Origin of the sequence: Pseudomonas sp. FP198 (assembly GCF_030687895.1) — a bacterium.
Classification (GTDB): Bacteria; Pseudomonadota; Gammaproteobacteria; order Pseudomonadales; family Pseudomonadaceae; genus Aquipseudomonas.
On record NZ_CP117452.1, the window covers coordinates 1,431,769 to 1,454,925 of the forward strand.

Below are 23,157 nucleotides of genomic sequence, written 5' to 3' on the forward strand. Positions count from 1 at the left end.
TCAGCGCTGGTAGCAGGCGAGGAACATGTCCAGTGCCGATTCGATCACCTGCGCCTGCTCATGGGGCGCCAGGCTTGGTTGGCCCATGGAGATCTGCGGCCAGAAAGCGAACGTCTTGATCAGCCCATGCATCTGCTGGGCCGCGAATGCCGGGTCGACGGGTTTCAGCCGGCCATCGGCCTGGGCCATGCGAACCCAGACGGTCAGGCCTTCTTCACGCTCGCCCATGCGCGCAACCATGTCCTGGGCCCGCTCGGGGGAATGAATCGTGGCGGCGATGGCGATGCGCGCCAGGTCGAGAAAATTCTCGTCGGCCAGCATCTGCAGTTTGGCTTGAAGCAGCGTTCGCAGCTGATCGCGCAGTGGGGCTTGCGGGTTGTAAGGCGTGAGCTGTTCCGCCGTGATGCTGTTCCACAACCGATTGAGAATCTCGGCGAACAGCTCTTCCTTGCTTGGGAAGTGGTTATACACCGTGCGCTTGGACACCCCCGCGGTCGCCGCGATCTTGTCCATGCTGGTGATCTCGAAGCCGCTGCTGCGGAATTCGGCAATCGCCGCCTGGAGGATAGCTTCGCGTTTTCGCTCGGTAAGGCGTTGCGGTACGGTCATGGGCACTCGTCGGCTGGAAAGGGAGAAATTACACTCGGCAGTTTACTTGCTCCCGGGATTCATGCAATCTAGAAACTACACCGTGCGGTGTAATTTACTTGCCAAACGGCTGAGCGTGCATGCAACGGCCATCCAGCGTCCCACGACGGCGAAGCGCATCTGCGTTGACGCCCTTGGAGTTATCGCACCATGACCACTCCCTCGTTTCGCACCGACAACCCCTCATCGCGGCATGAGCAAGGCAAGTTTCGCAATCATGCCTTCACTCCGCGCGAAGGATTCGGTACGACCCTGCGCGTCATCTGGAACATGATTTTTCACAAGCCGCGAACCACACGGCCCGCAGGCACCATCGAGGTCAAGCCGCTGACCCGGGACGTTCTGCTGGCCGCGCCGAACCACAGCGTCTTCCGCCTCGGCCATTCCACGGTGCTGCTCAAGCTGCGAGACAAGTTCTGGCTGACCGATCCGGTGTTCGCCGAGCGTGCCTCACCCGTGCAGTGGGCCGGTCCGAAGCGTTTTCACCAGCCGCCCATCAGCCTGGAAGAATTGCCGCCGATCGAAGCGGTGATCCTGTCCCACGATCATTACGACCACCTCGATCATCAGGCCATCCTCAAGCTGGCGGCCAAGACTCGGCACTTCCTCGCGCCTCTAGGCGTGGGCGACACCCTGATCAAATGGGGCGTCGATGCCAGCAAGGTGCGTCAGCTGGATTGGTGGCAAGGCACCGAGGTGGCCGGTATCGAGTTCATCGCGACGCCATCCCAGCACTTTTCCGGGCGCGGCCTGTTCGACAGCAACAGCACCTTATGGTCGTCCTGGGTCATGATCGATGGCGCCACGCGGATCTTCTTCAGTGGCGACACCGGTTACTTCGACGGCTTCAAACGCATCGGCGAGCAATACGGCCCCTTTGACCTGACGCTGATGGAAACCGGCGCCTATAACGTCGACTGGCCCCACGTCCACATGCAGCCGGAGCAGACCCTGCAAGCACATATCGACCTGAAGGGCCGCTGGCTGCTGCCGATCCACAACGGCACGTTCGACCTGGCGATGCACGCCTGGTATGAACCCTTCGACCGCATCCTGGCCCTGGCCTGGGAGCGCAACGTCAGCATCACCACGCCGCAAATGGGCGAGGCCTTCAACCTGGCGCAACCGCAACGGGGGCGCGCCTGGTGGCTGGACGTGGAGCCCTCGGCTTATCAAAACCAGACCGGCGTGGCGTGAGAGCGGGCCGCTACTCGATCATGGCGTAATCCGCCCGCTCCATCGGGTTGGGCGTAGCGCCCTTGATATTCATGCCGCGCCCAGGAGTGAAGCCGGGGAAAAACACCAGGCCTTCGGCCTCGAATCGAAACGCCAGGGCCAGGCGCGTGACATCGAGCAACTCGCCGCCCGCCTCGAAACGTCGGATGGCCTGGACCGAGACGCCGGATTCACGGGACAGCTCCTCGACACTCCACCCCAGCATGGCTCGGGCCTGTGCGCTGTGGGCAGGGGTGAATTGATAGACGGCGATGCGTTCCAAGGTGGTTTTGATTGCGAGAGAGGCCATGGGGGTGCTCCAAAGCTGTGGATTCAAAAAATACTGTGTTTTTGTACAGTTGTTTTGGCTCCGCTTCAATCTCATTTTCTTGATCAATGACCAGCGGTCATTTCCGGCCGGGTGCTCGGGGCGTGACCTAGTACCCGACGAAACTCTTTGAGATTGCTGGTTGCATATGATCTGCTGAGCGATCAGGAACTGGCGGTTCTGAGCGAGGAGCTACGTGAGAGGATTTCTGACGCTATTCGCCAACCCTTCGAGATTGAATGGGCCGAAGACGCCTAGTATTTCCAGCATTTTCCGAGAGCCCAAATGTTGATCTTCAACTGCACCGAAGCAGCCAGCAACTTTTTCAGCCGTGTGAGCAAAGGCAAGAAAATCACCCCGGTGGAAAAACCACCATCGCCTGTTATCGAGGACGATGAGCTGGGTGACCTCGACGAACAATGGCTGGTTCACGCGATCAGTGTGCAACGCAAACACGTGTTGTTCGTCATCCACGTACGAACCCGCTACTGCATGATTTTCGCCGATGCTAAAAAGGCTGACATCGAAGGGTTTGTCCGGCGGTTTTCCGAACGATGGATCAATGGCCTGATGCGCCACGCGGGGCATCATGATCTTCTTCGCTGGGTGGATGGCGAGCCGATGATGGAACGCTTTGGGAAATGTTGCGATGAGTACGTTTTTTACAAACGCGGCCATCGCGGTGCGCAAAAGCACATCAACGAGATTTCCTGGACGTTCGAGGACTGCGCCGCCGAATGGGGCACGTTACCCTCTGATGAGTTCTCTGCGGGCCGCTTCGATGGCAGCATGAACGACGTCCCGAGAAGCACTAAGGAATACAAGGGCTATCAGTACCCGGATGAAGAGATGGTTATTCACTGGTTGCGACGTTATGGCGGCTTGGATGAATCGGCCGCCCAGGCAGCGCGTGAGCGGCGCATGGAAGTGAAACGGGAAATATGGGCGTTCGAACGGCAACTTGCTCAAGAGACGCAATAAAAGCGTGGTGCTGCAAGTTACTTCTCGGTCAACCCCGGCGCCTCCCGAATAATGAAGTGGTCCAGGTTCTCGATATTGGCACTGAACACCCCGAACGTCTGCTCGGGGTTCTTCTTGCTCGGCACCTGCTTCAGCTCCGGCGTGACGCCATAAAAGAAACAATACAACGGCGCGTCACTGTCGATGGCGTGCTTGATCTCTGCCAGGAACGCCTTGCGCTTGCGGTAGTTATCGATCAGTTTCTTGCTCAGGTAGACGTTGACTGAATAAGGCTTTTTCTTCGCCTCGTCCGGCTGCTTGAACCAGACCTTCGCTTCGAAATCGATGCGAAAGCTTTGGGTGTAATCCTTGATCTCCTTGATCTTGCCCCAGTAGATCAGTCCCTTGTTATCCAGCAGAAAGTCGATCTTCTTGAAAAAGGAACTGTAAGGCGCGGTGTGCTCGCCAATCTTCAGCGGCATGCGCTTGAGCAGATCCTTGTTGTCGAAATTCGAGACGAAACACTCCACCGGGTGGGCGAAGACGCTGGTCTTGTCGGGCGTCGAGTCCTGAGCGGAATGGGCGTTGTCGCCGTGGGACGATGGGAGGTTCGACGTGGGCCGAGTCGCATCAACATCCTTCGGCTGATCCGACGGCTTGCGAACGTACTCACGCCGAGTCAGCAACAGCTCCGACGGGAAATGCTCTTCACGGCCGTCATCCGCTTCTGCCTCGCCACTCTCCAGATCCAACCCCGGCGTCTTCGGACTGACATACGGGCAATCCTCGATATGCCGGGTGGTTGGCTGATTCTTGAAATGTGGCGTGCGGATGTAGTTGACGTTCTTGGCATTGAACGTCGTAAGCCGATTATCCTCATCAAACGCCGCCCGACACACATCGTTGGGGCACTGAAAGCGCTCCTTGGCCGAGTCGAATGCCATGGTCTCGTCGAAATTCAGATCCCGAACGTCATAGATCGAAAGCTTGGCATCGAGGCTGAGGCAGTAGGCAGTGTCGAATTTCATCGAGGCTCGGGTCCGTGAGAGGAAGTGTATTAATACCGAAGGAAGCGGCGGGCTGCACCCAAAGTTTCAACACACCACAAAACTCTGTGGGAGCGAGCCTGCTCGCGATGCCCAATCCCCAATCCGACCATCAAGCCTGCCACCCACCTGTGCCCTGACATCAACCCGTGGCGAGGGAGCATGCTCCCGCTGGGCTGCGGAGCGGCCCCCCGTTCCACAACAAAATCGGGATGGCAACAAAGGTCCGACGGAGGCGTGACGCCCCAAATGCTGAACAATCCACTTTGATGACTGCGGCTTGAGACGCCATTTTGACAAACGGCTAGCTCGGTATCTTGCTTATCTAAAATTCACGGCTTAGGCTAGCTTAGCTAATCTGTGGAGGTGCTATATGAATGAACTGGTGCAAGTGAATATGCACGAAGCGAAGTCCCAGCTTTCCCAGCTTGCTGAGCGTGCATGGCATGGCGACAAGGTTGTAATCGCCAAGGCTGGTAAGCCTTATCTGGATCTGCTGCCTCATATCGATTCACCTCGGGCGCGCAAGCCTGGGCGGTTAAAAGGAAAGATTCGGATGTCTGCGGATTTTGACAAGACTCCCGATGACATCATCGATGGATTTGAGGGCAGTTTATGAGGCGTCTGTTGTTAGATACCCATGCATTCCTTTGGTGGCTCTCCGATGATCCTGCTCTGGGCGCAGAAGCTCGGCAAATAATGGGCGAGTCACGTAATCAGGTCTTGGTGAGCGCCGCTTCGATCTGGGAGATATCGATCAAACAGGCTAAAGGGATGCTTGAAGCTCCAGAGGATCTTGAGGCGCTCGTTGAGGACGAGGGTTTTACCAAACTGCCGATTTCATTGTTCCATGGTCAGCAGGCGGGCAAGTTACCGGAAATTCATCGCGATCCATTTGATCGTATGTTGATTGCCCAGGCTCAGGCGGAAGGACTGGAGTTAGTCACCGCGGACGGGATTATTCCGCAGTACGGGGTGCGGGTGGTTTCGGCGCGGTTGTGAGGGGGCGAGATGCTGATGTTCACAACCGGCGGATTTTGACCGCCCCCCGAAGACATCTATTGATGGTTTTGAGGACCAGCTCTGAGGGCAGGCGATTCTTCTGAATCTGAGATTTCAGCAGGTACTTCAGCCATGCAGACCTCGTCAAACTCCCGCATAGTGGCCATGTCGATAGCGCCGATTTTCAGCAGCGCTTCGGCCGAGCTGTGAATCGACTCGAAGGCCTTAGTTCTTATTTTTTTCGTCATTACATGTCTCCTTGGGTCTCTTGTCCAACAAGCTGGACTGGCACTGCTCTCAAAATCACGGAGCTTGCCTGGTAGCCGCTTCAACTCCCGTGGCGAGGGAGCTTGCTCCCGCTGGGCTGCGCCCCAATCCCATCCCCAAACAAACACCGTCGCCCGAACACGGACGACGGCTTCTGCTTGAGCGCTCAAAACCCTCGCAAAATCCGAGAGGCTTTCCGCCACCAAGACTCATGCTGGCTAAACGGATCATCCACCAACACCGCTGGCATATCCCGCAAGCGAATCCATGGCTCATCCTGCCAGTGCAGCATGCAGAGCGACATCTTCGGCCAATCCAGCACACTCAACATCGGCCGCTCCACCTTGTGTGAATAGCGCTCATCCCGCAGGGTTGGCACCACCTGATGCGTGATCCATTCACGCAGCAACCGATACTCAGGACAGTAGTGATAAACCAGCAACGCATAGACGCCCGACTCGCTCAGCATCAGACGCTCTTCGGTCAAGCCGTGGATGTGCGTGAGCATCATCCTGCGCTGGTCAGGATCAAGCTTGCGGGTCATGCGTTCATCTAGGTGCTTGCCCATCAAACGACCCAAATCGGATGCGCTGAACCAAGCCTGGTTTTCAACCAGGAGGGCATGCAGATGAATATTGTGTCGAATAAATTGAGTAGGTATCAGTGGGTCAGACATGACAGACCTCCAGAAGCGGCTGTGCATGAGCTGACGAGCGGGTAGGGCTGGTTACGTTCATCTTGAAGGGCAGATTTACAGGCATATCCTTTACCTCTGGCTGCTTTCTTAGGGCATTCGTTATGGGTGTCGGGAGCTAAGAAACCCACCAGAGACGGGCCGGACATATTCCCCTTTCGGGTCTTGTATTCGCCCACTCCCGACATAACGGGGAATTTTCGCAGGCGTAGAAAACCGCAGGCGAAAAAAAGCCGCTGACTGTCGGGTGCGGAGGGCCGCTCTGGTTGAGGCGTTTCTTAGGCGCCGAACTGAAAGCCTAGGGGGTGATTGCCGGATGGTCAACCTTGAAAAGTATCTGATTATTATCCTGTCCAAATCGCGCAGGGCTAGGTGCTTCGATCGAGTGTCTTCAGGATTTCGGTGCGGAGGATTTCTCTGTTTTTTGTCTGGCATTCCCAGATAACCGCCACGCGCCATCCGAGCGTTTCCAGTGCCTGTTGTGCACTGAGATCTCGTTCCACGTTTTTTGCCAATTTAGGCAGCCAAAATTCCGGTCTGCTTTTTGGCGTGTAAGCGTATTTGCATCCAGGATGTCGGTGCCAAAAACAGCCGTGAACGAATATGCACAATCGATGCTTGGGCAGGACCAAGTCGGGCTTCCCTGGAAGATCTTTCCGATGCAGACGATAGCGAAGCCCCATTGCATGGCACACCGATCGCACGATCATTTCGGGCTTGGTATTTTTCCCCTTGATTGCTGCCATGATCCTGGAGCGGTGTTCGGGGGTGACTATATCTGCACTCATCAAAACTCACTCAGCGGAAAAACTCGTCTCCAGCCATGTCTGGACAGCAGAACTATCATGTAATCCCGTTTCCCGCAGAAGCTCAACGACGTCTCGGCCCGCTAAAATCATCACTGGATGACCATCCTCCACGATCTCCTTGTAGGCTTGGTCATGCAACCAGGAGGTCGTAATGATTACTCCGAATTGCCGATGGCGCAGGCGAGAGATCAATCTTGAAACCTCTCGCACGCCAACCGAATTGTTCGCTCCATAACACTTGGCCTCGATTGCAAAGTCCACGAGAACAGACGTCTCTGCCCTCCCAATCCTGAGCTTGCCAATGCCGTCCCTACCACCATCTCGATAACGTCTTGTCAGATCCAGATCTACGATGTCAGGCAGGCATATCCTTACCAGATGCGCAGCACAGGCTTCGAACGCATAAGGATCCGACTCAAAATGCTTGTGCAAAATGGCAAGTATTTTGATGTCTTCTCGCGCGGAGGGGAGTTGATCTTTCTTCGAGCGGATGGGTTGAGAGCGTTTGGCAATCAGTGGTGTGTATTGCCCGGATCTGACCCATTTCAGCCATTCGGTTGGCGCGTGCTCGCTTTCACTCGCTCGAACTCCATTGATGACGTCCTCCAGCCATGATCTCGGTATCTCTGGCACGTCAAGGATGGTGAAGGTGGCTCTGTAATTCTGAAAGCGCTGGCCTTTGCTTGCGTGCCACACAGCGACCAAATCGTCGTTGTGAGTGCTGCCTATCCGGCCGGGGACTGCCAAACCTCGGAAAATCACATCTCGATAGATTCCCGCCTTGGTGAAAACAAGAATGGGTGGGATCAAGGCACGTAATCCTGAATGCTGCCACTCGAAAATCAGCTCCAAAAGGTTGTTGCCATACCGGTTGGTTTCGTCCAATTTACGCCCGGGTTTCTTGTTGTCACCGTAGTAGGTGAACACGCCCGTGGAGAGGTCCAGCTCATCGGGCCAGTCAAAATCCTCCATGCTCGATAAAAGTGCTATCAGGCGCGGATCATTGCGTTTGCCTCTGATCCTGAAGCCGCCCTGGTTGCTGAGGCTTAGCAGTTTGGTCAGGGGATCATCGCTGGAATTACCATTTCGGCTCCCAGCGTAGCGAGCGTCAATCCTCAAATCTGAGCTTGACAGCTCGTCAACAGATAAACCAGGTTGTCGGTCATTGTGGTGTCCTCGTGCCATCATGATTGAATGGTGCCGGGAACCTGGTAACCTGGCTAGAAGATAAATTTGAAGGTTTCTAAATGGATCAGATTCGAACGTTTGACATGTTCTGTGGGGCGGGGGGGAGCAGCCTCGGAGCTCGGGAGGGGGGGGGCCAAGATCGTGGGTGGTGTGGATTTATGGGGGCCGGCAGCAGAGTCCTTCAGGCTGAATTTTCCAGAGGCAAATGTTTTTCAACAAGACCTCCGAATTCTAACCCCAGAGAAGGTTTTGGAAAAAACTGGACCAATAGACCTGCTGATTTCATCGCCTGAGTGCACCCATCACACTTGCGCGAGAGGGAGTAAACCTCGATCAGAGGAAAGCAGAGATACCGCTTTTCAGGTAATTAGATATGCAGAAGTTATGAAACCTCGTTGGATTACTTTGGAAAATGTAGTTCATATGAAACCATGGGGGAGGTATGGGGAGTTAATGGAGGAACTTGTAAGGTTAAAATATAATGTGCGTGAACAAGTCATAGATGCATCTGAGTTCGGTGTTGCTCAACGCAGACGTAGGCTTTTTATGATCGCGGATCTAATGGATATGCCCGGTCAGATTTTTCCGGGAAGTGCTCCACGTACGACCGTTTGGGATATTTTGGACGACAGTGGAAGATATAAAATGACTCCATTGCGGAAACCTAATCGAGCCACGGAAACACTTGCTCGGGCTGATCGTGCAATAGCTGAATTAGGGCCTAATATGCCGTTCTTAATTGTTTATTATGGTACGGATGGCGGAGGCGGTTGGCAGCGTATGGAATCCCCGTTGAGAACAATTACGACAGTTGATAGATTCGCATATGTTAAACCGACCGATGACGGACATATGATGCGTATGCTTCAGCCTGATGAGCTGCGCAAGGCTATGGGTTTTCCTGATAACTACATTTTTCCGCCCGTTACCAGGCGAGAACAGGTGAAGCTAATGGGAAATGCTGTTTGCTCTCCGGTCATGGAAGCTATTGTACGCGGATTAAAATTGACTAAACAATGCCAAAATGCTGCCTGATAATTAAAATGGCCTCCAGAAGGAGGCCGAATATCATCGTATTTCCACTATTCCAGGTCTAGTGGTCTGTCTAATAAGCCAGCTGTTAATATCTGCAAGCATTTGCTCTCGTAAGCGCCCTAAAATAAGAGGTGCAAGTTTTTCGTTGGCGAATGAAGAGTTTAGAGCGAAGGTCAGTTTCGAGTTGAATATGAAATGGTAGTGCTCGCCTCCATTGCTTATCATCTCAGGGAGTTTTATGAGGTATTCACCAATAAGTTTGTTTTGCCTCTCTCCTCCGCTAATGGCATTGCAAAAATCGGAATAGTTTTTTGGTATTTTTATACCAACTAAGTATTTATTCCAAGGGGACTTGTTCTGTGCGTGATCACATGGAGGAGTGATGTCTAGTGCCACAAGGGTACAAGCTTCGGTGACAATCGCTTTTTGTAAGTTTTCAGTTCGGGAGAATTGTAAGAAATTGCAGCGCAAAAATTTTCCAAACTCTTCTTCAGTAATATTACCACTAGGTAGAAGGTGAAAGTGCTGTGATATATTTATTACACTACCAGGCGGAAGTGGTGAGTCGATAGAAAGCTCCTCTAAGTGAATGATTCTATTAGTTTTAGCCTTCCAGTTCTCTAGCCGAACATGTCGATCTATATCTATCGTGTTAAATTTTTCCAGACCTTCCATTGTTGCAGATATTTTGTCGCGAAGAATTGAAGAGAGTACTTCTTTAATTCCTTTTTTCATGTTTTCAGGAGCAACGTTCTTTCCTATCTCAGCCAGTGCCATTTCGTATAAAATACTGCCCAGATCAGCGTCGAAAAAAGTACCAGGCTTAATGAAGCTAGTGATTTCTGAAATGGTTTCGGATATAGCTCTAAACACCTCTACTTCCCAAGATAGTAGAGATTTTGTGGCCGGAAACGAGTTGGATTTCGCAAGGATATGGTCGGTAAGCTCATTTATTTTAGCAGGTTCAATTAAGTCATATCGTTCTACTTCGCTGTGAGTTCCATGCGATGTGAATTGTGGTTTTGTGTCTAATGAAACATAGGCGTATGGCGCTTGGGTTGGCTTTAGATTTTCTCTTAAATGGTTAAAAAGTTCGTCAGCTTTTTTTGTTTCAAAGCCGCTTTCTGCCCCAGCCCACGTGGACCAAGTTACTAAAAGCCACGGACCGTTATTTTCAGAAACTATAGATTCAATAGTCGTAGTTGCAGCTTCATAATCATTTTTTCCTGGCTCTCCGGCTGATATTAATGCCAAATCTTGAAAAATAACTCGGATGCTATTTAACTTAGGTGGATTTTGCGCTATACGGTCGGCAAGGGTTTTTTCGTCGAATTGAAAGAAATAGCATGGAGTGAGATTTTTAATCAAAATAGTACAAATCAACATTCCATCGTCATATTTGTCGTCAATTACTAATGCGTGTCCGATAGTTGACATCTCAATGCTCCCTCTTGAACACTAGTCCGATATGTGCACCTGTTAGGGCCGCCGGAGCTTCAATAAAGTTTCTCTCAGGAAACGCAAGTCTCCCCGCATGGGCTTTCATAACCATATCGGTATAATATAACCCTATACCCATGCCGGCGGGCTTTCTCGTATGGAAAGGCTGAATAAGATCTGCCGCATCATCCAGAAAGCCAGGCCCGTTATCCGCAATTATTATTGCAGGTGATTCCATTTCGGCCGTGGGCGCGATCCAAATAAAACGTTCGGTTTCGATTTCATCTAGCCAGTAGATTGCGTTATCAATGACATTGACTAATGCAGAGGTCAGCATTCGTCTCATTCCCTTGATCGTAAAATCTAGGTCCGGCCGGTTTTTGAAACCGTCCAGAAATGTTATCTTATGCCTACTGAACCTTCTTTGTTGCGTGAGCAATGCATATCTCACCAAGTCGGAAGCCTTGATTTCTTCCATTTTTTTGTTGCTGACCATATACATAGCGCCTTGCAATATAGACACTAGTTCGTTTGACATTTTTTGCAGTTGTTCGATAGGCGCGCGTTCTATAATGCTTGCGTTTAGCCCTTTTACACCTCTTTCTAACTCATGAAAAACTGTAACTAAACCTAATCCCGCTCCGGCAGCTGATAACATTACATCTCGTGTCTCGCGATAACTTTTTCCAACTCCTCGAACGATTTCGCCTATTTGAATGTCAAGTTCCTTGTTTTTTAGAACCGACTGTTCTAAATCGTTTAATAATTCTTCAATGCCTTTTTTGTGCATTGTTCCTGTGGTTGGGCCTGGAGTGGTGCTTAGCGCATCTTTAAGCAATCGTTTATCTTTGTTTCTTTCTGCCTCGAACTGAGAAATTATGCAAAGCATTGCATATACAAGTTCGTTATATGCATCGTTCTCAACGAAACCTTCTCTGTTTGTTTTTTCCTTTAAGTCTGGACTTCCCTCCAGCTCAAGATGAATTTCTCCAATTATTTGTTTGCTGCCAAATTTTCTAGTAGGTCCTTGAATACGTCGGTGATCAAGTCCTAACCAATCATCTCCTGGTTCCCCATAGTTATACACTCGAAGGCCGTCTCGATAGACTTTAATGCCTCCTTGCTGTTTTACATATTCTTCAAGTCCTCCTTTTTCATCTTTTATATATCTTAAAATATCTTTGTCAAAGTCAAAGCCGATGATTTTTCCTCTAAGTGTACCAATTCCTAAGCCATGATTATCCGGATTAGTGAGGTGGTAGAGGTCAGGCCGTTGTGGTCGTTTTTTTCGTTCTCGCCAACTTTCCCCATCCTCTGGAAACTTGAATCGAAAAAATTCAAAGTTTTCGGATGAAAGCTCTGTATTGCGATCAAATATGAGCCCGTTATAGTCAGCTTTTATCGCAGGGTAAGGTGTGAAATTGTAGTTATAATAAAATCCTTCGTTTGAAAGCTCGAAATTGAAGCTAAATAAACTCTGGCTCTCAGCAAGCTCGGGGTCGAAAAGATCATCTAGCCATTTTTTTTCAGGAGTTATTTTAAATGAAACCTCAAAACGGTCCTTGTAGTCTGACTGCTTCTCCGCGTGCTCTTCGTTTTTGTATGTTAGGGTGGCTGGGGTCATAGATTTTACTGATCTATAAAGCTTCCTGATTTCTCCTCTACGCCATTTCTGTTTGAGGTTGGAGATTTTGATATATGTGCCAGTCGCCCCGAATTTAAAGATCTCGGAGTCGCGTTCTTGAATATGTACTTTGGCTTCATCTAAATACTCAGACTTTGCGAATTCAGCCCAGTCTATATCTACAATAACTTCGGGTGTGTCTTTGGATTTGGTGACCATCAATATTTTAGTGCCAAGGCGGTGTACCGCAAATCGACCAACCCCTTTCTCGCCAACCTGAAGTCTGCCTTTTGCAGTCCGTTCACCTTTGTTTCTGGTTTCTAACTTATGCCCGTTTGCAGGCTCCATCCATACTTCGGTTACGGTTTTAAAGCTCATTCCGTATCCGTTGTCGATGATGGTTATTTCGCCATTGTCTTCATCAATATTGGTTAGTTCAAGCTCTACTTCACTTGCATCTGCATCATATGCATTTTTCACTATCTCAAATAATGCAAGGGTATGATTTTTTATCAGTTGTTCACCTAAGAGTTCCATTATTCTTGCTTTAGGTCTGAATGATGCAATTGCCTTTTGCATAATGCTCCCTCTTTAATTAAGATTTCATCGTGTCGCTACTGGATAAATATATTAGAAAAAATTGTGGCTGCCTATGATTCAGAGATCACTTTGCCATCAAAAATCAAAAAAATGTAGCGATAAGGGGCGACGTAGAGAGGTAACAAGCTCTGCAAGGCCGCCTACTCGGGTTTTCCGAGGCGTTGCGCTACGTCACTAGCCGATATCGTTGCCATGTCACCATTTATTGAGTTCATCTGCATAATTTTGAGGTTAGGCCTGTGGGTTGCGCCTATTGCTTACAGGGCCCACTTCGGAATGTTGGCTCTGATGAGTGCTTGAATCATATTCGGCGGTGATGTGCGCCAAATTTCAAGGGCTATTTCTAGCTTCGTATAGTTTTCATTGTGTAAGAATTTAGTCATATGCTCACATCCTTGTAGGCGCATAAAAAATCTAAGCATGTGCTCTTCTATGTAATAAAATTCATCATGATTCAGGTTTTGGATGCTTGCATCTTTTGCTAGGCAGTCAAGGTAATAAAATGCGTCATTCAAATCATCTCCACCCTGGGCGTCGACGGGCATGTTTAGATCTGGTGAGCGATTAAATTTTGCGTGTTGGCGATCATGGCATTGGAGGCATAGCGTTATTCCGTTCCCAGGCTGGAACCATCCGAATGGATATAACGATCTACGAAATATATGGTGCGCTTGTATGCGCTCCTTTGAGGAGCATATGAGGCATTGATACTGATCTCTAGCCTTGATGAAACGACTCCATAGGTTGAGGCACCATTTCTCAGACCTGCCTTTTTTTAAAGCGTATATCAGTTTAATTTGATTATTAATTAGTCCCCGGCGTCTTTTGTCCATAATTTATATCTGTGAATTTGCAGATTATTTTCAAAAAAAAGCCCTGAAAAACAGGGCTTTTTTGATCCGGAATGCCGACAATGTTAGTTTCAATTTGGCGGGTATCAATCCCAGCTCAAAGCCCCACCCGTCTGATACTCAATCACTCGAGTCTCAAAGAAATTCTTCTCTTTCTTCAAGTCCATGATCTCGCTCATCCAAGGGAACGGGTTGGTCGTCCCTGGATACTCTTCCTTCAGGCCAATCTGCGACAGGCGACGGTTGGCGATGAACTTGAGGTAGTCCTCCATCATCGCCGCGTTCATGCCCAGTACGCCGCGAGGCATGGTGTCGCGGGCGTATTCGATTTCCAGTTGGGTCCCTTGCAGGATCATCTGGGTTGCTTCTTCCTTCATTTCGGCGTCCCACAGGTGTGGGTTTTCGATCTTGATCTGGTTGATCACGTCGATGCCGAAGTTCAGGTGCATGGATTCGTCGCGCAGGATGTACTGGAACTGCTCGGCGACGCCGGTCATTTTGTTGCGGCGGCCCATGGAGAGGATCTGGGTGAAGCCGCAGTAGAAGAAGATGCCTTCCAGGACGCAGTAATACGCGATCAGGTTGCGCAGCAACTCTTTGTCGGTTTCCGGGGTGCCGGTTTCGAACTTCGGATCGGAGATCGAACGGGTGTATTTCAGGCCCCAGGCGGCTTTTTTCGCGACCGACGGGATCTCGTGGTACATGTTGAAGATTTCGCCTTCATCCATGGCCAGCGATTCGATGCAGTACTGGTAGGCGTGGGTGTGGATCGCCTCTTCGAAGGCCTGGCGCAGGATGTACTGGCGGCACTCCGGGTTGGTGATCAAGCGGTACACGGCCAGGACCAGGTTGTTGGCAACCAGGGAGTCGGCGGTGGAGAAGAAGCCCAGGTTGCGCATGACGATGCGGCGTTCGTCGTCGGTCAGGCCTTCCGGGTTTTTCCAGAGGGCGATGTCGGCGGTCATGTTGACTTCTTGCGGCATCCAGTGGTTTGCGCAGCCGTCCAGGTACTTCTGCCAGGCCCAGTCGTATTTGAATGGCACGAGCTGGTTGAGGTCGGCGCGGCAGTTGATCATGCGCTTTTCATCGACGGCGACACGGGCGGAGGCGCCTTCGAGTTCGGCGAGGCCTTCGGCGACATCGAGTTTGTCGAGGGCGGCCTTGGCGCGAATGATCGCGGCCGAGTCGCTGGCCGTCACGGCGCGGGCTTCGAGCGCGGCGGCACCGCCGGCGCTGTCGAGGCGGTCCATGTTGGCTTCAGAAGCGTGGCCGGCGTTGGCGCCTTTTACCGCGACTTCGCCGTCGTCTTCTTTGTCGAATTCGTCCCAGCTCAGCATGACGTGTCGTCTCCTGCGTGAGGGCCAGATGCCCATTGAAAGGCCTACTGGCCGCGGTGGATCTTGGAAAGTCGTTTGTTGCAGCAGCTGACGCAGGCAATAAACAGAAAAATGTACGGGTTGTGCTGAAGCGGCTTGCACGCATCGGCATGGTCGGCCGTTACGCAGGCTTCAGGTTGGCTTTGATCCCTGTAGGGGATATTGCAGGCCCGTTTAAGGCGGCATTATAAGGACTTTTTTGCCTACGTGGTGCGGCGAAATAGCTCACAGAAGAGGTCGCGGGGGGCATACCCGCATGGGAGCGAGGGTTTACAAGGCTTTGGCCGTTGAAGATTTTTTTTGAAGGGATCGGATGGCGGGCTTTTTTGATCGGAAAGTGATCGATTTTTGCCGTTTTGCACTACATGTTGTGTTTGCTGGCGGTTTTTGGTGGCTCCAGACACAACCAGGCCCGATCGAAATCGGGCCATGGAAACTGCCGGTTGTGATCAGCCGTTGGAGCAGCCGGTGCCCATCACGCTGTAGCGCATGATGTGGCGCTGGCCCTTGGAATCTTCATATTCCATTTTTGCCGGGACCACTTCGCAGACGTTCGGAATAGTGCTCATGGAAATGACTTTGGCGATGTCCAGGTGGGTGGAGTAGGTGTACTCCTCGATCGCCGGTTTCTGCTGTGCGACATCGGTCGGGGCCTCATCCGCCATGGCGGTGGCGCAAAGGCTGCCAAGGACCAGAACCCATAAAGCTTTCATCTGTATTTCACCTTTCTTGAGGTCGAGTGGGGTCACGCAGCCTTTTTGGGGCTGCGTGTGGAGCAAGTGTTGGAAGTTGGATCAACGGCCTTCGTGGGGGCTGTGTTGCGTCAATCGGGTTTGCCGGTTGGCGGGGTTGATTTTAGGAGGCGAGGGGAGGGGTAAACAGACTTGGTTTTGATAAACACTGTTGGTTGATCTGGTAATAATCGGCCTTCGGGCCTGTTAACAAATCCATTGATTTGATGTCGGCCGAACTGGCGCCTTCGCGAGCAGGCTCGCTCCCACAGATATCTCCCACATGAAAATATCTTCAGGTGGATTTGCGGGTTAGTACCGACATTTTGTAGGGACTTGTTACTACCATCGTCGAATGGTTCTATAGGCCCGCCCCAAGCTACAACGGAACCATACAAAAACAACTATTGTCACCGAGGTAAGAAAGATGAGTGCGGCTTCTGTGTATCCCGTTCGTCCCGAGGTTGCGGCCAATACGCTGACTGACGAGGCGACCTATAAGGCCATGTACCAGCAGTCGGTCGTCAACCCCGATGGCTTCTGGCGCGAGCAGGCCAAGCGCCTCGACTGGATCAAGCCTTTCACCACGGTGAAACAGACCTCCTTCGACGACCACCATGTCGACATCAAGTGGTTCGCCGATGGCACCTTGAACGTTTCCTACAACTGCCTCGACCGTCATCTGGAAGAGCGCGGCGATCAGGTTGCGATCATCTGGGAGGGCGATGACCCGTCCGAGAGCCGCAATATCACTTATCGCGAACTGCATGAAGAAGTCTGCAAGTTCGCCAACGCCCTGCGCGGCCAGGACGTGCACCGCGGCGACGTGGTGACGATCTACATGCCGATGATTCCCGAGGCCGTGGTCGCCATGCTGGCCTGCACCCGGATCGGCGCGATCCATTCGGTGGTGTTCGGCGGCTTCTCGCCGGAAGCCCTGGCCGGCCGGATCATCGACTGTAAATCCAAAGTGGTGATCACCGCCGACGAAGGCATCCGTGCCGGCAAGAAGATCCCGCTCAAGGCCAACGTCGATGACGCGCTGACCAACCCGGAAACCAGCAGCATCCAGAAAGTCATTGTGTGCAAGCGCACGTCGGGCAACATCAAGTGGAACCAGCACCGTGACATCTGGTACGAAGACCTGATGAAAGTGGCTGGCACTGTTTGCGCGCCGAAAGAGATGGGCGCCGAGGAAGCGCTGTTCATCCTCTACACCTCCGGTTCCACCGGTAAGCCCAAAGGCGTGCAGCACACCACCGCCGGTTATTTGCTGTACGCGGCGCTGACCCACGAACGCGTATTCGACTACAAGCCCGGTGACATCTACTGGTGCACCGCCGACGTGGGCTGGGTCACTGGCCACAGCTATATCGTCTACGGCCCGTTGGCCAATGGCGCGACCACGCTGCTGTTCGAAGGCGTGCCGAACTACCCGGACGTCACCCGGGTGGCCAAGGTGATCGACAAGCACAAGGTCAATATTCTCTACACCGCGCCGACCGCGATCCGCGCGATGATGGCCTCGGGCACCGCCGCTGTCGAAGGCGCCGATGGCAGCAGCCTGCGCCTGCTGGGTTCGGTGGGCGAGCCGATCAACCCGGAAGCCTGGGACTGGTACTACAAGAATGTCGGCAAGGAGCGTTGCCCGATCGTCGACACCTGGTGGCAGACCGAGACCGGCGGCGTATTGATCAGCCCGCTGCCAGGCGCCACGGCGTTGAAGCCGGGTTCGGCCACGCGTCCGTTCTTTGGTGTAGTGCCGGCGCTGGTGGACAACCTTGGCAACCTGATCGAAGGCGCCGCCGAAGGCAACCTGGTGATCCTCGATTCGTGGCCGGGCCAGGCACGTACGCTGTACGGCGACCATGACCGTTTTGTCGACACTTACTTCAAGACTTTCAGCGGCATGTACTTCACGGGTGACGGCGCTCGTCGCGACGAGGACGGCTACTACTGGATCACCGGTCGGGTAGATGACGTGCTCAACGTCTCCGGTCACCGCATGGGCACCGCCGAGATCGAAAGCGCCATGGTTGCCCACCCGAAAGTCGCCGAGGCGGCGGTGGTGGGCGTGCCGCACGACATCAAGGGGCAGGGCATCTATGTCTACGTCACCTTGAATGCCGGCGAAGAAACCAGCGAAGCCCTGCGCCTGGAATTGAAGAACTGGGTGCGCAAGGAGATCGGCCCGATTGCTTCGCCGGACGTGATCCAGTGGGCGCCGGGGCTGCCGAAAACCCGTTCGGGCAAGATCATGCGCCGCATCCTGCGCAAGATCGCCACGGCGGAATACGACGGCTTGGGTGATATCTCCACCCTGGCCGACCCGGGTGTGGTGGCGCACCTGATCGAGACGCACAAGACCATGAACGTCGCCTGACGCTCACTGCAACACACAAAGCCCCGCCAGGCGTTTGCCGGGTGGGGCTTTTTTTATAGGCATGTGGCGCTCACTTTTGTGGCGAGGGGATTTATCCCCGCTGGGCTGCGCAGCAGCCCCAAGGCAGTCAGCCCAATCTGTCTGGCACATCGAGCTGGCTGGTTTTAGGGCTGCTGCGCAGCCCAACGGGGATGAATCCCCTCGCCACAGGTTCGGGGGTCGAATGACTCTTGTGTCTGGTTTTGGGGCCGCTGCGCAGCCCAGCGGGAGCAAGCTCCCTCGCCACGGGGGCGGTGTTTGGATGGATAGTGGGTCTGCCACAAGGGGGGTTGAATAAATATCGGGCTTCAATGTAGGAGGCGTCTGAACGTTACCGGTGTTTCGAAATGTGTAACCTCGGGCGCCACGACGGGGCGAAGTGAAACGCAGAGCCCCGTTTCAGGGCCGTTTCGGACCGATGGAAAAACAAGCCGACACGCTGTGCTTGCCGGATTAGAAGGGTTTGCGAATAATGGGCCCGCTATTTGCAGCATGGATCGGTTCCCTGTCTTTTGCTCTTGCATGAATTTGCGGGGCTGTCAATGTGCTCGAACAGCTTTCTCAATGCTTCTGTAATTAGTTGTCGCATTGAAGAAATATCGGCTTCGGGCCTGTCGTTAGAATGCCGATCACTCGCTCGTCGTGGCTCGCGTTGATAAATCGCGAGCTTCCTAGGACGCAAGTTCGTTCCACCCATTCGCATATTGGGCTGTTGCTCACTCTGCCGTTTTCGCCCTTTACCGATGGAGTTCCAAGATGAAGAAACTTGTGCTGCTTGGCGCCCTGGCACTGTCCGTGCTGTCCCTGCCGACGTTCGCCGATGAGAAACCCCTGAAGATCGGTATCGAAGCGGCTTACCCTCCGTTCGCCTCGAAAGCCCCGGATGGCAGCATCGTCGGTTTCGACTACGACATCGGCAATGCGCTGTGCGAAGAGATGAAGGTCAAGTGCGTCTGGGTCGAGCAAGAGTTCGACGGTCTGATCCCGGCGCTGAAGGTGCGCAAAATCGACGCGATCCTGTCGTCCATGTCGATCACTGAAGATCGCAAGAAGTCTGTCGACTTCACCAACAAGTACTACAACACCCCGGCCCGTCTGGTGATGAAGGCCGGTACCCAGGTGAGCGACGGCCTGGCCGAACTCAAGGGCAAGAACATCGGCGTACAGCGTGGTTCGATCCACGAGCGTTTCGCCCGTGAAGTCCTGGCCCCGCTGGGTGCCGAGATCAAGCCGTACGGTTCGCAGAACGAAATCTACCTGGACGTTTCCGCCGGTCGTCTCGATGGCACCGTGGCCGACGCGACGCTGCTGGATGACGGCTTCCTGAAGACTGACGCGGGCAAGGGCTTCGCTTTCGTCGGCCCGGCCTTCACCGACGAGAAATACTTCGGCGACGGCATCGGTATCGCGGTTCGCAAGGGCGATGCGCTGAAAGACAAGATCAACAGCGCGATCACCGCCATTCGCGAGAACGGCAAGTACAAGCAAATCCAGGACAAATACTTCGCCTTCGATATCTACGGCAAGTAACCACGTCCCGCCACTGCGGCGAAATGGCGCAAGCAACAGGATCTCTGCGGTTTGCGCCATTTTTTCATCCCACTTTCGAGGACCTGAATCATGTTGAAAGGCTACGGGGCTGTCATCCTCGATGGCGCATGGTTGACGCTTCAGCTCGCCTTGTCGTCCATGGCCCTGGCCATTGTCCTGGGGCTGATCGGTGTCGCGTTGCGCCTCTCGCCGGTGCGTTGGCTGGCGTGGCTGGGCGACCTGTATTCCACGGTCATCCGCGGCATTCCCGACCTGGTGCTGATCCTGCTGATTTTCTACGGCGGCCAGGACTTGCTCAACCGCGTCGCGCCGATGCTCGGCTATGACGACTACATCGACCTGAACCCGCTGGCGGCCGGTATCGGTACCCTGGGTTTCATCTTCGGTGCGTATCTGTCCGAGACCTTTCGCGGCGCGTTCATGGCAATCCCCAAGGGGCAGGCCGAGGCGGGCATGGCGTATGGCATGAACGGCTTCCAGGTGTTTTTCCGGGTGATGGTGCCGCAGATGATCCGCCTGGCGATCCCGGGCTTCACCAACAACTGGCTGGTACTGACCAAGGCCACCGCGCTGATTTCGGTGGTGGGCCTGCAAGACATGATGTTCAAGGCCAAGCAGGCGGCGGATGCCACCCGCGAGCCTTTCACCTTCTTCCTCGCGGTGGCGGCGATGTACCTGGTGATCACCAGTGTCTCGTTGCTGGCATTGCGTCACCTTGAGAAGCGCTACTCGGTAGGCGTAAGGGCGGCTGATCTATGATCTTCGACTACAACGTCATCTATGAAGCCTTGCCGCTGTACTTCAGTGGCCTGCTGACCACCCTGAAGCTGCTGGCCCTGTCGCTCTTCTTCGGCCTGCTGGCGGCGTTGCCCCTGGGGCTGATGCGCGTGTCCAAGCAGCCTGTCGTCAACATGACGGCCTGGCTCTACACCTACGTGATCCGCGGCACGCCGATGCTGGTGCAGCTGTTCCTGATCTATTACGGGCTGGCGCAGTTCCAGGTGGTGCGCGAGAGCGTCCTCTGGCCGTGGCTGTCCAGCGCGACGTTCTGCGCGTGCCTGGCGTTCGCCATCAACACCAGCGCCTACACCGCCGAAATCATCGCCGGCAGCCTGCGGGCCACGCCTAACGGCGAGATCGAGGCGGCCAAGGCCATGGGCATGTCGCGCTACAAGCTGTACCGCCGGATCCTGCTGCCGTCGGCGTTGCGCCGGGCGCTGCCGCAATACAGCAACGAAGTGATCATGATGCTGCAGACCACCAGCCTGGCGTCCATCGTCACCCTGATCGACATCACCGGCGCCGCGCGCACGGTGAATGCTCAGTATTACCTGCCGTTCGAGGCCTACATCACGGCCGGCGTTTTCTACCTGTGCCTGACCTTCATCCTGGTGCGCCTGTTCAAACTGGCCGAGCGCCGCTGGCTGGGTTACCTGGCCCCGCGCAAGCACTGATAACGCATCGATCCGATCGACTGCTCAACGACTGACGTTTTGTGAGAACCGACCGCATGTACAAGCTTGAAGTCCAAGACCTGCATAAACGCTATGGCAGTCACGAAGTGCTCAAGGGCGTGTCCCTGAAAGCCGCCGCTGGCGACGTGATCAGCATCATCGGCTCCAGTGGCTCCGGCAAGAGCACCTTCCTGCGTTGCATCAACCTGCTTGAGCAACCCCATGCCGGCAAGATTTTGCTCAACAACGAAGAGCTGAAGCTGGTAGCAGGCAAGGACGGCGCCATGAAGGCCGCGGACCCCAAGCAGCTGCAACGCATGCGTTCGCGGTTGTCGATGGTGTTCCAGCATTTCAACCTGTGGTCGCACATGACCGCGCTGGAAAACATCATCGAAGCGCCGGTGCATGTGCTGGGCGTGGCCAAGGCCGAGGCGCGGGAGAAGGCCGAGCATTACCTGAACAAGGTCGGCGTGGCCCACCGCAAGGACGCCTACCCGGGCCACATGTCGGGCGGCGAACAACAGCGCGTGGCGATTGCCCGGGCGCTGGCGATGGAACCTGAAGTGATGCTGTTCGACGAGCCGACCTCGGCGCTGGACCCGGAGCTGGTCGGCGACGTGCTCAAGGTGATGCAGGCCTTGGCCCTGGAAGGCCGGACCATGGTGGTGGTGACCCACGAGATGGGCTTTGCCCGCGAGGTGTCGAACCAACTGGTGTTCCTGCACAAAGGCATCGTCGAAGAACGCGGCAACCCGCGCGAAGTGCTGGTCAATCCGCAATCGGAGCGCCTGCAACAATTCCTGTCGGGCAGCCTGAAGTAATCGCTCCCGTACGCACCTGATTTGGGTCATGCTGCGCACCGCGCGCCAGATGGTCTAATTTGGTTGCAGCCGCTTTTGGCTTTAACACTGTTTTCGCTTCGGATTGCCCAACATGACTGCCCATCGAATAGGTTTCCTGATTTGGCCCAGCACTAAAGCGTTGACGCTGGCGCTGGCCGAGGAGGCCTTGCGCGTTGCGCAGCGAGTGCATCCGGACGTGGTCTACGAGCTGTCCTTTTTGCACGCCGAGCCGCCGGCCGAGGGTGCCTGGCAACTGCCGGGCGAACCCTGGGCCGGCAAGCTCGAAGGCCTGCAGAAACTGTTCCTGCTGGCCGACGAGCCGCCGACGTCGCTGGCCTCGCCGCTAAGCAGCGCGCTCAAGCAGTTGGTGCGCGCCGGCTGTGTAATTGGTGGCTTGTCCGCCGGCGTCTATCCCCTGGCGCAATTGGGCTTGCTCGACGGTTACCGCGCCGCCGTGCACTGGCGCTGGCAGGACGATTTCTCCGAACGTTTTCCCAAGGTCATCGCCACCAGCCATTTGTTCGACTGGGACCGCGATCGCCTGAGCGCCTGTGGCGGCATGTCGGTGCTCGACCTGTTGCTGGCGGTGCTGGCCCGGGACCACGGCGCGGAGCTGGCCGGCGCGGTCTCGGAGGAACTGGTGGTCGAGCGCATTCGCGAAGGCGGCGAGCGCCAGCGCATCCCGTTGCAGAACCGCCTCGGCTCCAGTCATCCGAAGCTCACCCAGGCGGTGCTGCTGATGGAGGCCAACATCGAAGAGCCGCTGACCACCGATGAAATCGCCCAGCATGTGTGCGTGTCCCGTCGCCAGCTGGAGCGGATCTTCAAGCAATACCTCAACCGCGTGCCCAGCCAGTACTACTTGGAACTGCGCCTGAACAAGGCCCGGCAGATGCTGATGCAGACCAGCAAATCGATCATCCAGATCGGCCTGTCCTGCGGCTTCTCTTCAGGGCCGCATTTTTCCAGTGCCTACCGCAACTTCTTCGGCGCCACGCCGCGGGAAGATCGTAACCAGCGACGCAGCAGCAGCCCGTTCGAATTGTCGTCGGTACCGTCGGAACGCGGCTGAAA

At 54.3% G+C, this 23,157-nt stretch carries 24 protein-coding genes; 12 read left to right on the forward strand and 12 right to left on the reverse strand.

Going from position 1 to position 23,157, the window contains the following annotated elements:
* Positions 1-609, reverse strand: coding sequence for a TetR/AcrR family transcriptional regulator (locus tag PSH78_RS06745; RefSeq protein WP_305499301.1), 609 nt, complete (start codon positions 607-609; stop codon positions 1-3).
* A 189-nt stretch (positions 610-798) separates the two neighbouring features.
* On the opposite strand from PSH78_RS06745, the gene PSH78_RS06750 reads away from it, so the two are divergent.
* Positions 799-1,845: an MBL fold metallo-hydrolase gene (locus tag PSH78_RS06750; protein ID WP_305499303.1), complete on the forward strand. Its 1,047-nt coding sequence runs from the start codon at positions 799-801 to the stop codon at positions 1,843-1,845.
* Positions 1,846-1,855: 10 nt separating this feature from the next.
* On the opposite strand, the gene PSH78_RS06755 is transcribed toward PSH78_RS06750, so the two are convergent.
* A complete protein-coding gene (locus PSH78_RS06755) occupies positions 1,856-2,173 on the reverse strand; it encodes a helix-turn-helix transcriptional regulator (protein WP_305499305.1) in 318 nt (105 codons plus the stop codon).
* Between the two features lie 303 nt (positions 2,174-2,476).
* Between PSH78_RS06755 and PSH78_RS06760 the strand changes: the two genes are divergently transcribed.
* The gene (locus PSH78_RS06760; protein WP_305499306.1) at positions 2,477-3,172 is read left to right on the forward strand and encodes a hypothetical protein; all 696 of its coding nucleotides are present in this window, start codon (positions 2,477-2,479) and stop codon (positions 3,170-3,172) included.
* A 17-nt stretch (positions 3,173-3,189) separates the two neighbouring features.
* On the opposite strand, the gene PSH78_RS06765 is transcribed toward PSH78_RS06760, so the two are convergent.
* The gene (locus PSH78_RS06765; protein ID WP_305499308.1) at positions 3,190-4,179 is read right to left on the reverse strand and encodes a hypothetical protein; all 990 of its coding nucleotides are present in this window, start codon (positions 4,177-4,179) and stop codon (positions 3,190-3,192) included.
* Between the two features lie 391 nt (positions 4,180-4,570).
* Here PSH78_RS06765 and PSH78_RS06770 point away from each other — a divergent pair, with 391 nt between their 5' ends.
* Positions 4,571-4,816 carry a type II toxin-antitoxin system Phd/YefM family antitoxin gene (locus PSH78_RS06770; protein ID WP_305499310.1) on the forward strand — a complete coding sequence of 82 codons (246 nt, stop codon included), beginning with the start codon at positions 4,571-4,573 and terminating at the stop codon, positions 4,814-4,816.
* Positions 4,813-5,199 (forward strand): type II toxin-antitoxin system VapC family toxin, encoded by a 387-nt coding sequence (locus PSH78_RS06775; RefSeq protein ID WP_305499311.1) that lies wholly within the window; start codon positions 4,813-4,815, stop codon positions 5,197-5,199. The genes PSH78_RS06770 and PSH78_RS06775 overlap by 4 nt, the downstream gene beginning before the upstream one ends.
* A 56-nt stretch (positions 5,200-5,255) precedes the next feature.
* Here PSH78_RS06775 and PSH78_RS06780 read toward each other — a convergent pair whose 3' ends face one another.
* The 4 genes from PSH78_RS06780 to PSH78_RS06795 form a co-directional block, all read right to left on the reverse strand.
* Positions 5,256-5,447: a DNA-binding protein gene (locus tag PSH78_RS06780; RefSeq protein ID WP_305499312.1), complete on the reverse strand. Its 192-nt coding sequence runs from the start codon at positions 5,445-5,447 to the stop codon at positions 5,256-5,258.
* Between the two features lie 185 nt (positions 5,448-5,632).
* Entirely contained in the window at positions 5,633-6,142 is a 510-nt protein-coding gene (locus PSH78_RS06785) for a Bro-N domain-containing protein (protein ID WP_305499314.1), read from the reverse strand.
* Positions 6,143-6,528: 386 nt separating this feature from the next.
* Positions 6,529-6,948 carry a very short patch repair endonuclease gene (locus PSH78_RS06790; RefSeq protein WP_305499315.1) on the reverse strand — a complete coding sequence of 140 codons (420 nt, stop codon included), beginning with the start codon at positions 6,946-6,948 and terminating at the stop codon, positions 6,529-6,531.
* A 6-nt stretch (positions 6,949-6,954) separates the two neighbouring features.
* Positions 6,955-8,157, reverse strand: coding sequence for a restriction endonuclease (locus PSH78_RS06795; protein ID WP_305499316.1), 1,203 nt, complete (start codon positions 8,155-8,157; stop codon positions 6,955-6,957).
* A 150-nt stretch (positions 8,158-8,307) separates the two neighbouring features.
* Here PSH78_RS06795 and PSH78_RS06800 point away from each other — a divergent pair, with 150 nt between their 5' ends.
* Complete coding sequence (locus PSH78_RS06800) at positions 8,308-9,192, forward strand: DNA cytosine methyltransferase (RefSeq protein ID WP_305501193.1); 885 nt, start codon at positions 8,308-8,310, stop codon at positions 9,190-9,192.
* A gap of 33 nt (positions 9,193-9,225) precedes the next feature.
* Here PSH78_RS06800 and PSH78_RS06805 read toward each other — a convergent pair whose 3' ends face one another.
* The 4 genes from PSH78_RS06805 to PSH78_RS06820 all read right to left on the reverse strand — a co-directional run bounded on the left by PSH78_RS06805 (position 9,226) and on the right by PSH78_RS06820 (position 15,044).
* On the reverse strand, positions 9,226-10,629 hold the full coding sequence (locus tag PSH78_RS06805; protein ID WP_305499317.1) for a hypothetical protein: 1,404 nt from the start codon (positions 10,627-10,629) through the stop codon (positions 9,226-9,228).
* Position 10,630: 1 nt separating this feature from the next.
* A complete protein-coding gene (locus tag PSH78_RS06810; protein ID WP_305499318.1) occupies positions 10,631-12,835 on the reverse strand; it encodes an ATP-binding protein in 2,205 nt (734 codons plus the stop codon).
* Between the two features lie 278 nt (positions 12,836-13,113).
* Entirely contained in the window at positions 13,114-13,401 is a 288-nt protein-coding gene (locus PSH78_RS06815) for a hypothetical protein (protein ID WP_305499320.1), read from the reverse strand.
* 392 nt (positions 13,402-13,793) lie between these two features.
* A complete protein-coding gene (locus tag PSH78_RS06820; RefSeq protein ID WP_305499322.1) occupies positions 13,794-15,044 on the reverse strand; it encodes a ribonucleotide-diphosphate reductase subunit beta in 1,251 nt (416 codons plus the stop codon).
* A gap of 35 nt (positions 15,045-15,079) precedes the next feature.
* Between PSH78_RS06820 and PSH78_RS06825 the strand changes: the two genes are divergently transcribed.
* Entirely contained in the window at positions 15,080-15,274 is a 195-nt protein-coding gene (locus PSH78_RS06825) for a hypothetical protein (protein WP_305499324.1), read from the forward strand.
* A gap of 258 nt (positions 15,275-15,532) precedes the next feature.
* Here the strand turns inward: PSH78_RS06825 and PSH78_RS06830 are convergent, their stop codons facing one another.
* Positions 15,533-15,796 carry a DUF2790 domain-containing protein gene (locus tag PSH78_RS06830; protein ID WP_305499325.1) on the reverse strand — a complete coding sequence of 88 codons (264 nt, stop codon included), beginning with the start codon at positions 15,794-15,796 and terminating at the stop codon, positions 15,533-15,535.
* Positions 15,797-16,241: 445 nt separating this feature from the next.
* Between PSH78_RS06830 and acs the strand changes: the two genes are divergently transcribed.
* From acs to PSH78_RS06860, 6 genes are all read left to right on the forward strand, one after another.
* Positions 16,242-18,197: an acetate--CoA ligase gene (acs, locus tag PSH78_RS06835; protein ID WP_305499326.1), complete on the forward strand. Its 1,956-nt coding sequence runs from the start codon at positions 16,242-16,244 to the stop codon at positions 18,195-18,197.
* 795 nt (positions 18,198-18,992) lie between these two features.
* Complete coding sequence (locus PSH78_RS06840) at positions 18,993-19,766, forward strand: ABC transporter substrate-binding protein (RefSeq protein WP_305499327.1); 774 nt, start codon at positions 18,993-18,995, stop codon at positions 19,764-19,766.
* A 90-nt stretch (positions 19,767-19,856) separates the two neighbouring features.
* Complete coding sequence (locus tag PSH78_RS06845) at positions 19,857-20,546, forward strand: ABC transporter permease (RefSeq protein ID WP_215008046.1); 690 nt, start codon at positions 19,857-19,859, stop codon at positions 20,544-20,546.
* Complete coding sequence (locus PSH78_RS06850; RefSeq protein ID WP_305499330.1) at positions 20,543-21,241, forward strand: ABC transporter permease; 699 nt, start codon at positions 20,543-20,545, stop codon at positions 21,239-21,241. Before PSH78_RS06845 ends, PSH78_RS06850 begins: the two co-directional genes overlap by 4 nt.
* 56 nt (positions 21,242-21,297) lie before the next feature.
* Positions 21,298-22,062, forward strand: coding sequence for an ABC transporter ATP-binding protein (locus PSH78_RS06855; protein WP_305499332.1), 765 nt, complete (start codon positions 21,298-21,300; stop codon positions 22,060-22,062).
* 112 nt (positions 22,063-22,174) lie between these two features.
* Entirely contained in the window at positions 22,175-23,155 is a 981-nt protein-coding gene (locus PSH78_RS06860) for a GlxA family transcriptional regulator (protein ID WP_305499333.1), read from the forward strand.
* The last annotated feature ends 2 nt before the right edge of the window (positions 23,156-23,157 follow it).

Coding starts and splice junctions, on each gene's coding strand:
- PSH78_RS06745 (WP_305499301.1), bottom strand. CDS start 609: ATGACCGTACCGCAACGCCTTACCGAGCGAAAACGCGAAGCTATCCTC.
- PSH78_RS06750 (WP_305499303.1), top strand. CDS start 799: ATGACCACTCCCTCGTTTCGCACCGACAACCCCTCATCGCGGCATGAG.
- PSH78_RS06755 (WP_305499305.1), bottom strand. CDS start 2,173: ATGGCCTCTCTCGCAATCAAAACCACCTTGGAACGCATCGCCGTCTAT.
- PSH78_RS06760 (WP_305499306.1), top strand. CDS start 2,477: ATGTTGATCTTCAACTGCACCGAAGCAGCCAGCAACTTTTTCAGCCGT.
- PSH78_RS06765 (WP_305499308.1), bottom strand. CDS start 4,179: ATGAAATTCGACACTGCCTACTGCCTCAGCCTCGATGCCAAGCTTTCG.
- PSH78_RS06770 (WP_305499310.1), top strand. CDS start 4,571: ATGAATGAACTGGTGCAAGTGAATATGCACGAAGCGAAGTCCCAGCTT.
- PSH78_RS06775 (WP_305499311.1), top strand. CDS start 4,813: ATGAGGCGTCTGTTGTTAGATACCCATGCATTCCTTTGGTGGCTCTCC.
- PSH78_RS06780 (WP_305499312.1), bottom strand. CDS start 5,447: ATGACGAAAAAAATAAGAACTAAGGCCTTCGAGTCGATTCACAGCTCG.
- PSH78_RS06785 (WP_305499314.1), bottom strand. CDS start 6,142: ATGTCTGACCCACTGATACCTACTCAATTTATTCGACACAATATTCAT.
- PSH78_RS06790 (WP_305499315.1), bottom strand. CDS start 6,948: ATGAGTGCAGATATAGTCACCCCCGAACACCGCTCCAGGATCATGGCA.
- PSH78_RS06795 (WP_305499316.1), bottom strand. CDS start 8,157: ATGATGGCACGAGGACACCACAATGACCGACAACCTGGTTTATCTGTT.
- PSH78_RS06805 (WP_305499317.1), bottom strand. CDS start 10,629: ATGTCAACTATCGGACACGCATTAGTAATTGACGACAAATATGACGAT.
- PSH78_RS06810 (WP_305499318.1), bottom strand. CDS start 12,835: ATGCAAAAGGCAATTGCATCATTCAGACCTAAAGCAAGAATAATGGAA.
- PSH78_RS06815 (WP_305499320.1), bottom strand. CDS start 13,401: ATGCCCGTCGACGCCCAGGGTGGAGATGATTTGAATGACGCATTTTAT.
- PSH78_RS06820 (WP_305499322.1), bottom strand. CDS start 15,044: ATGCTGAGCTGGGACGAATTCGACAAAGAAGACGACGGCGAAGTCGCG.
- PSH78_RS06830 (WP_305499325.1), bottom strand. CDS start 15,796: ATGAAAGCTTTATGGGTTCTGGTCCTTGGCAGCCTTTGCGCCACCGCC.
- acs (WP_305499326.1), top strand. CDS start 16,242: ATGAGTGCGGCTTCTGTGTATCCCGTTCGTCCCGAGGTTGCGGCCAAT.
- PSH78_RS06840 (WP_305499327.1), top strand. CDS start 18,993: ATGAAGAAACTTGTGCTGCTTGGCGCCCTGGCACTGTCCGTGCTGTCC.
- PSH78_RS06845 (WP_215008046.1), top strand. CDS start 19,857: ATGTTGAAAGGCTACGGGGCTGTCATCCTCGATGGCGCATGGTTGACG.
- PSH78_RS06850 (WP_305499330.1), top strand. CDS start 20,543: ATGATCTTCGACTACAACGTCATCTATGAAGCCTTGCCGCTGTACTTC.
- PSH78_RS06855 (WP_305499332.1), top strand. CDS start 21,298: ATGTACAAGCTTGAAGTCCAAGACCTGCATAAACGCTATGGCAGTCAC.
- PSH78_RS06860 (WP_305499333.1), top strand. CDS start 22,175: ATGACTGCCCATCGAATAGGTTTCCTGATTTGGCCCAGCACTAAAGCG.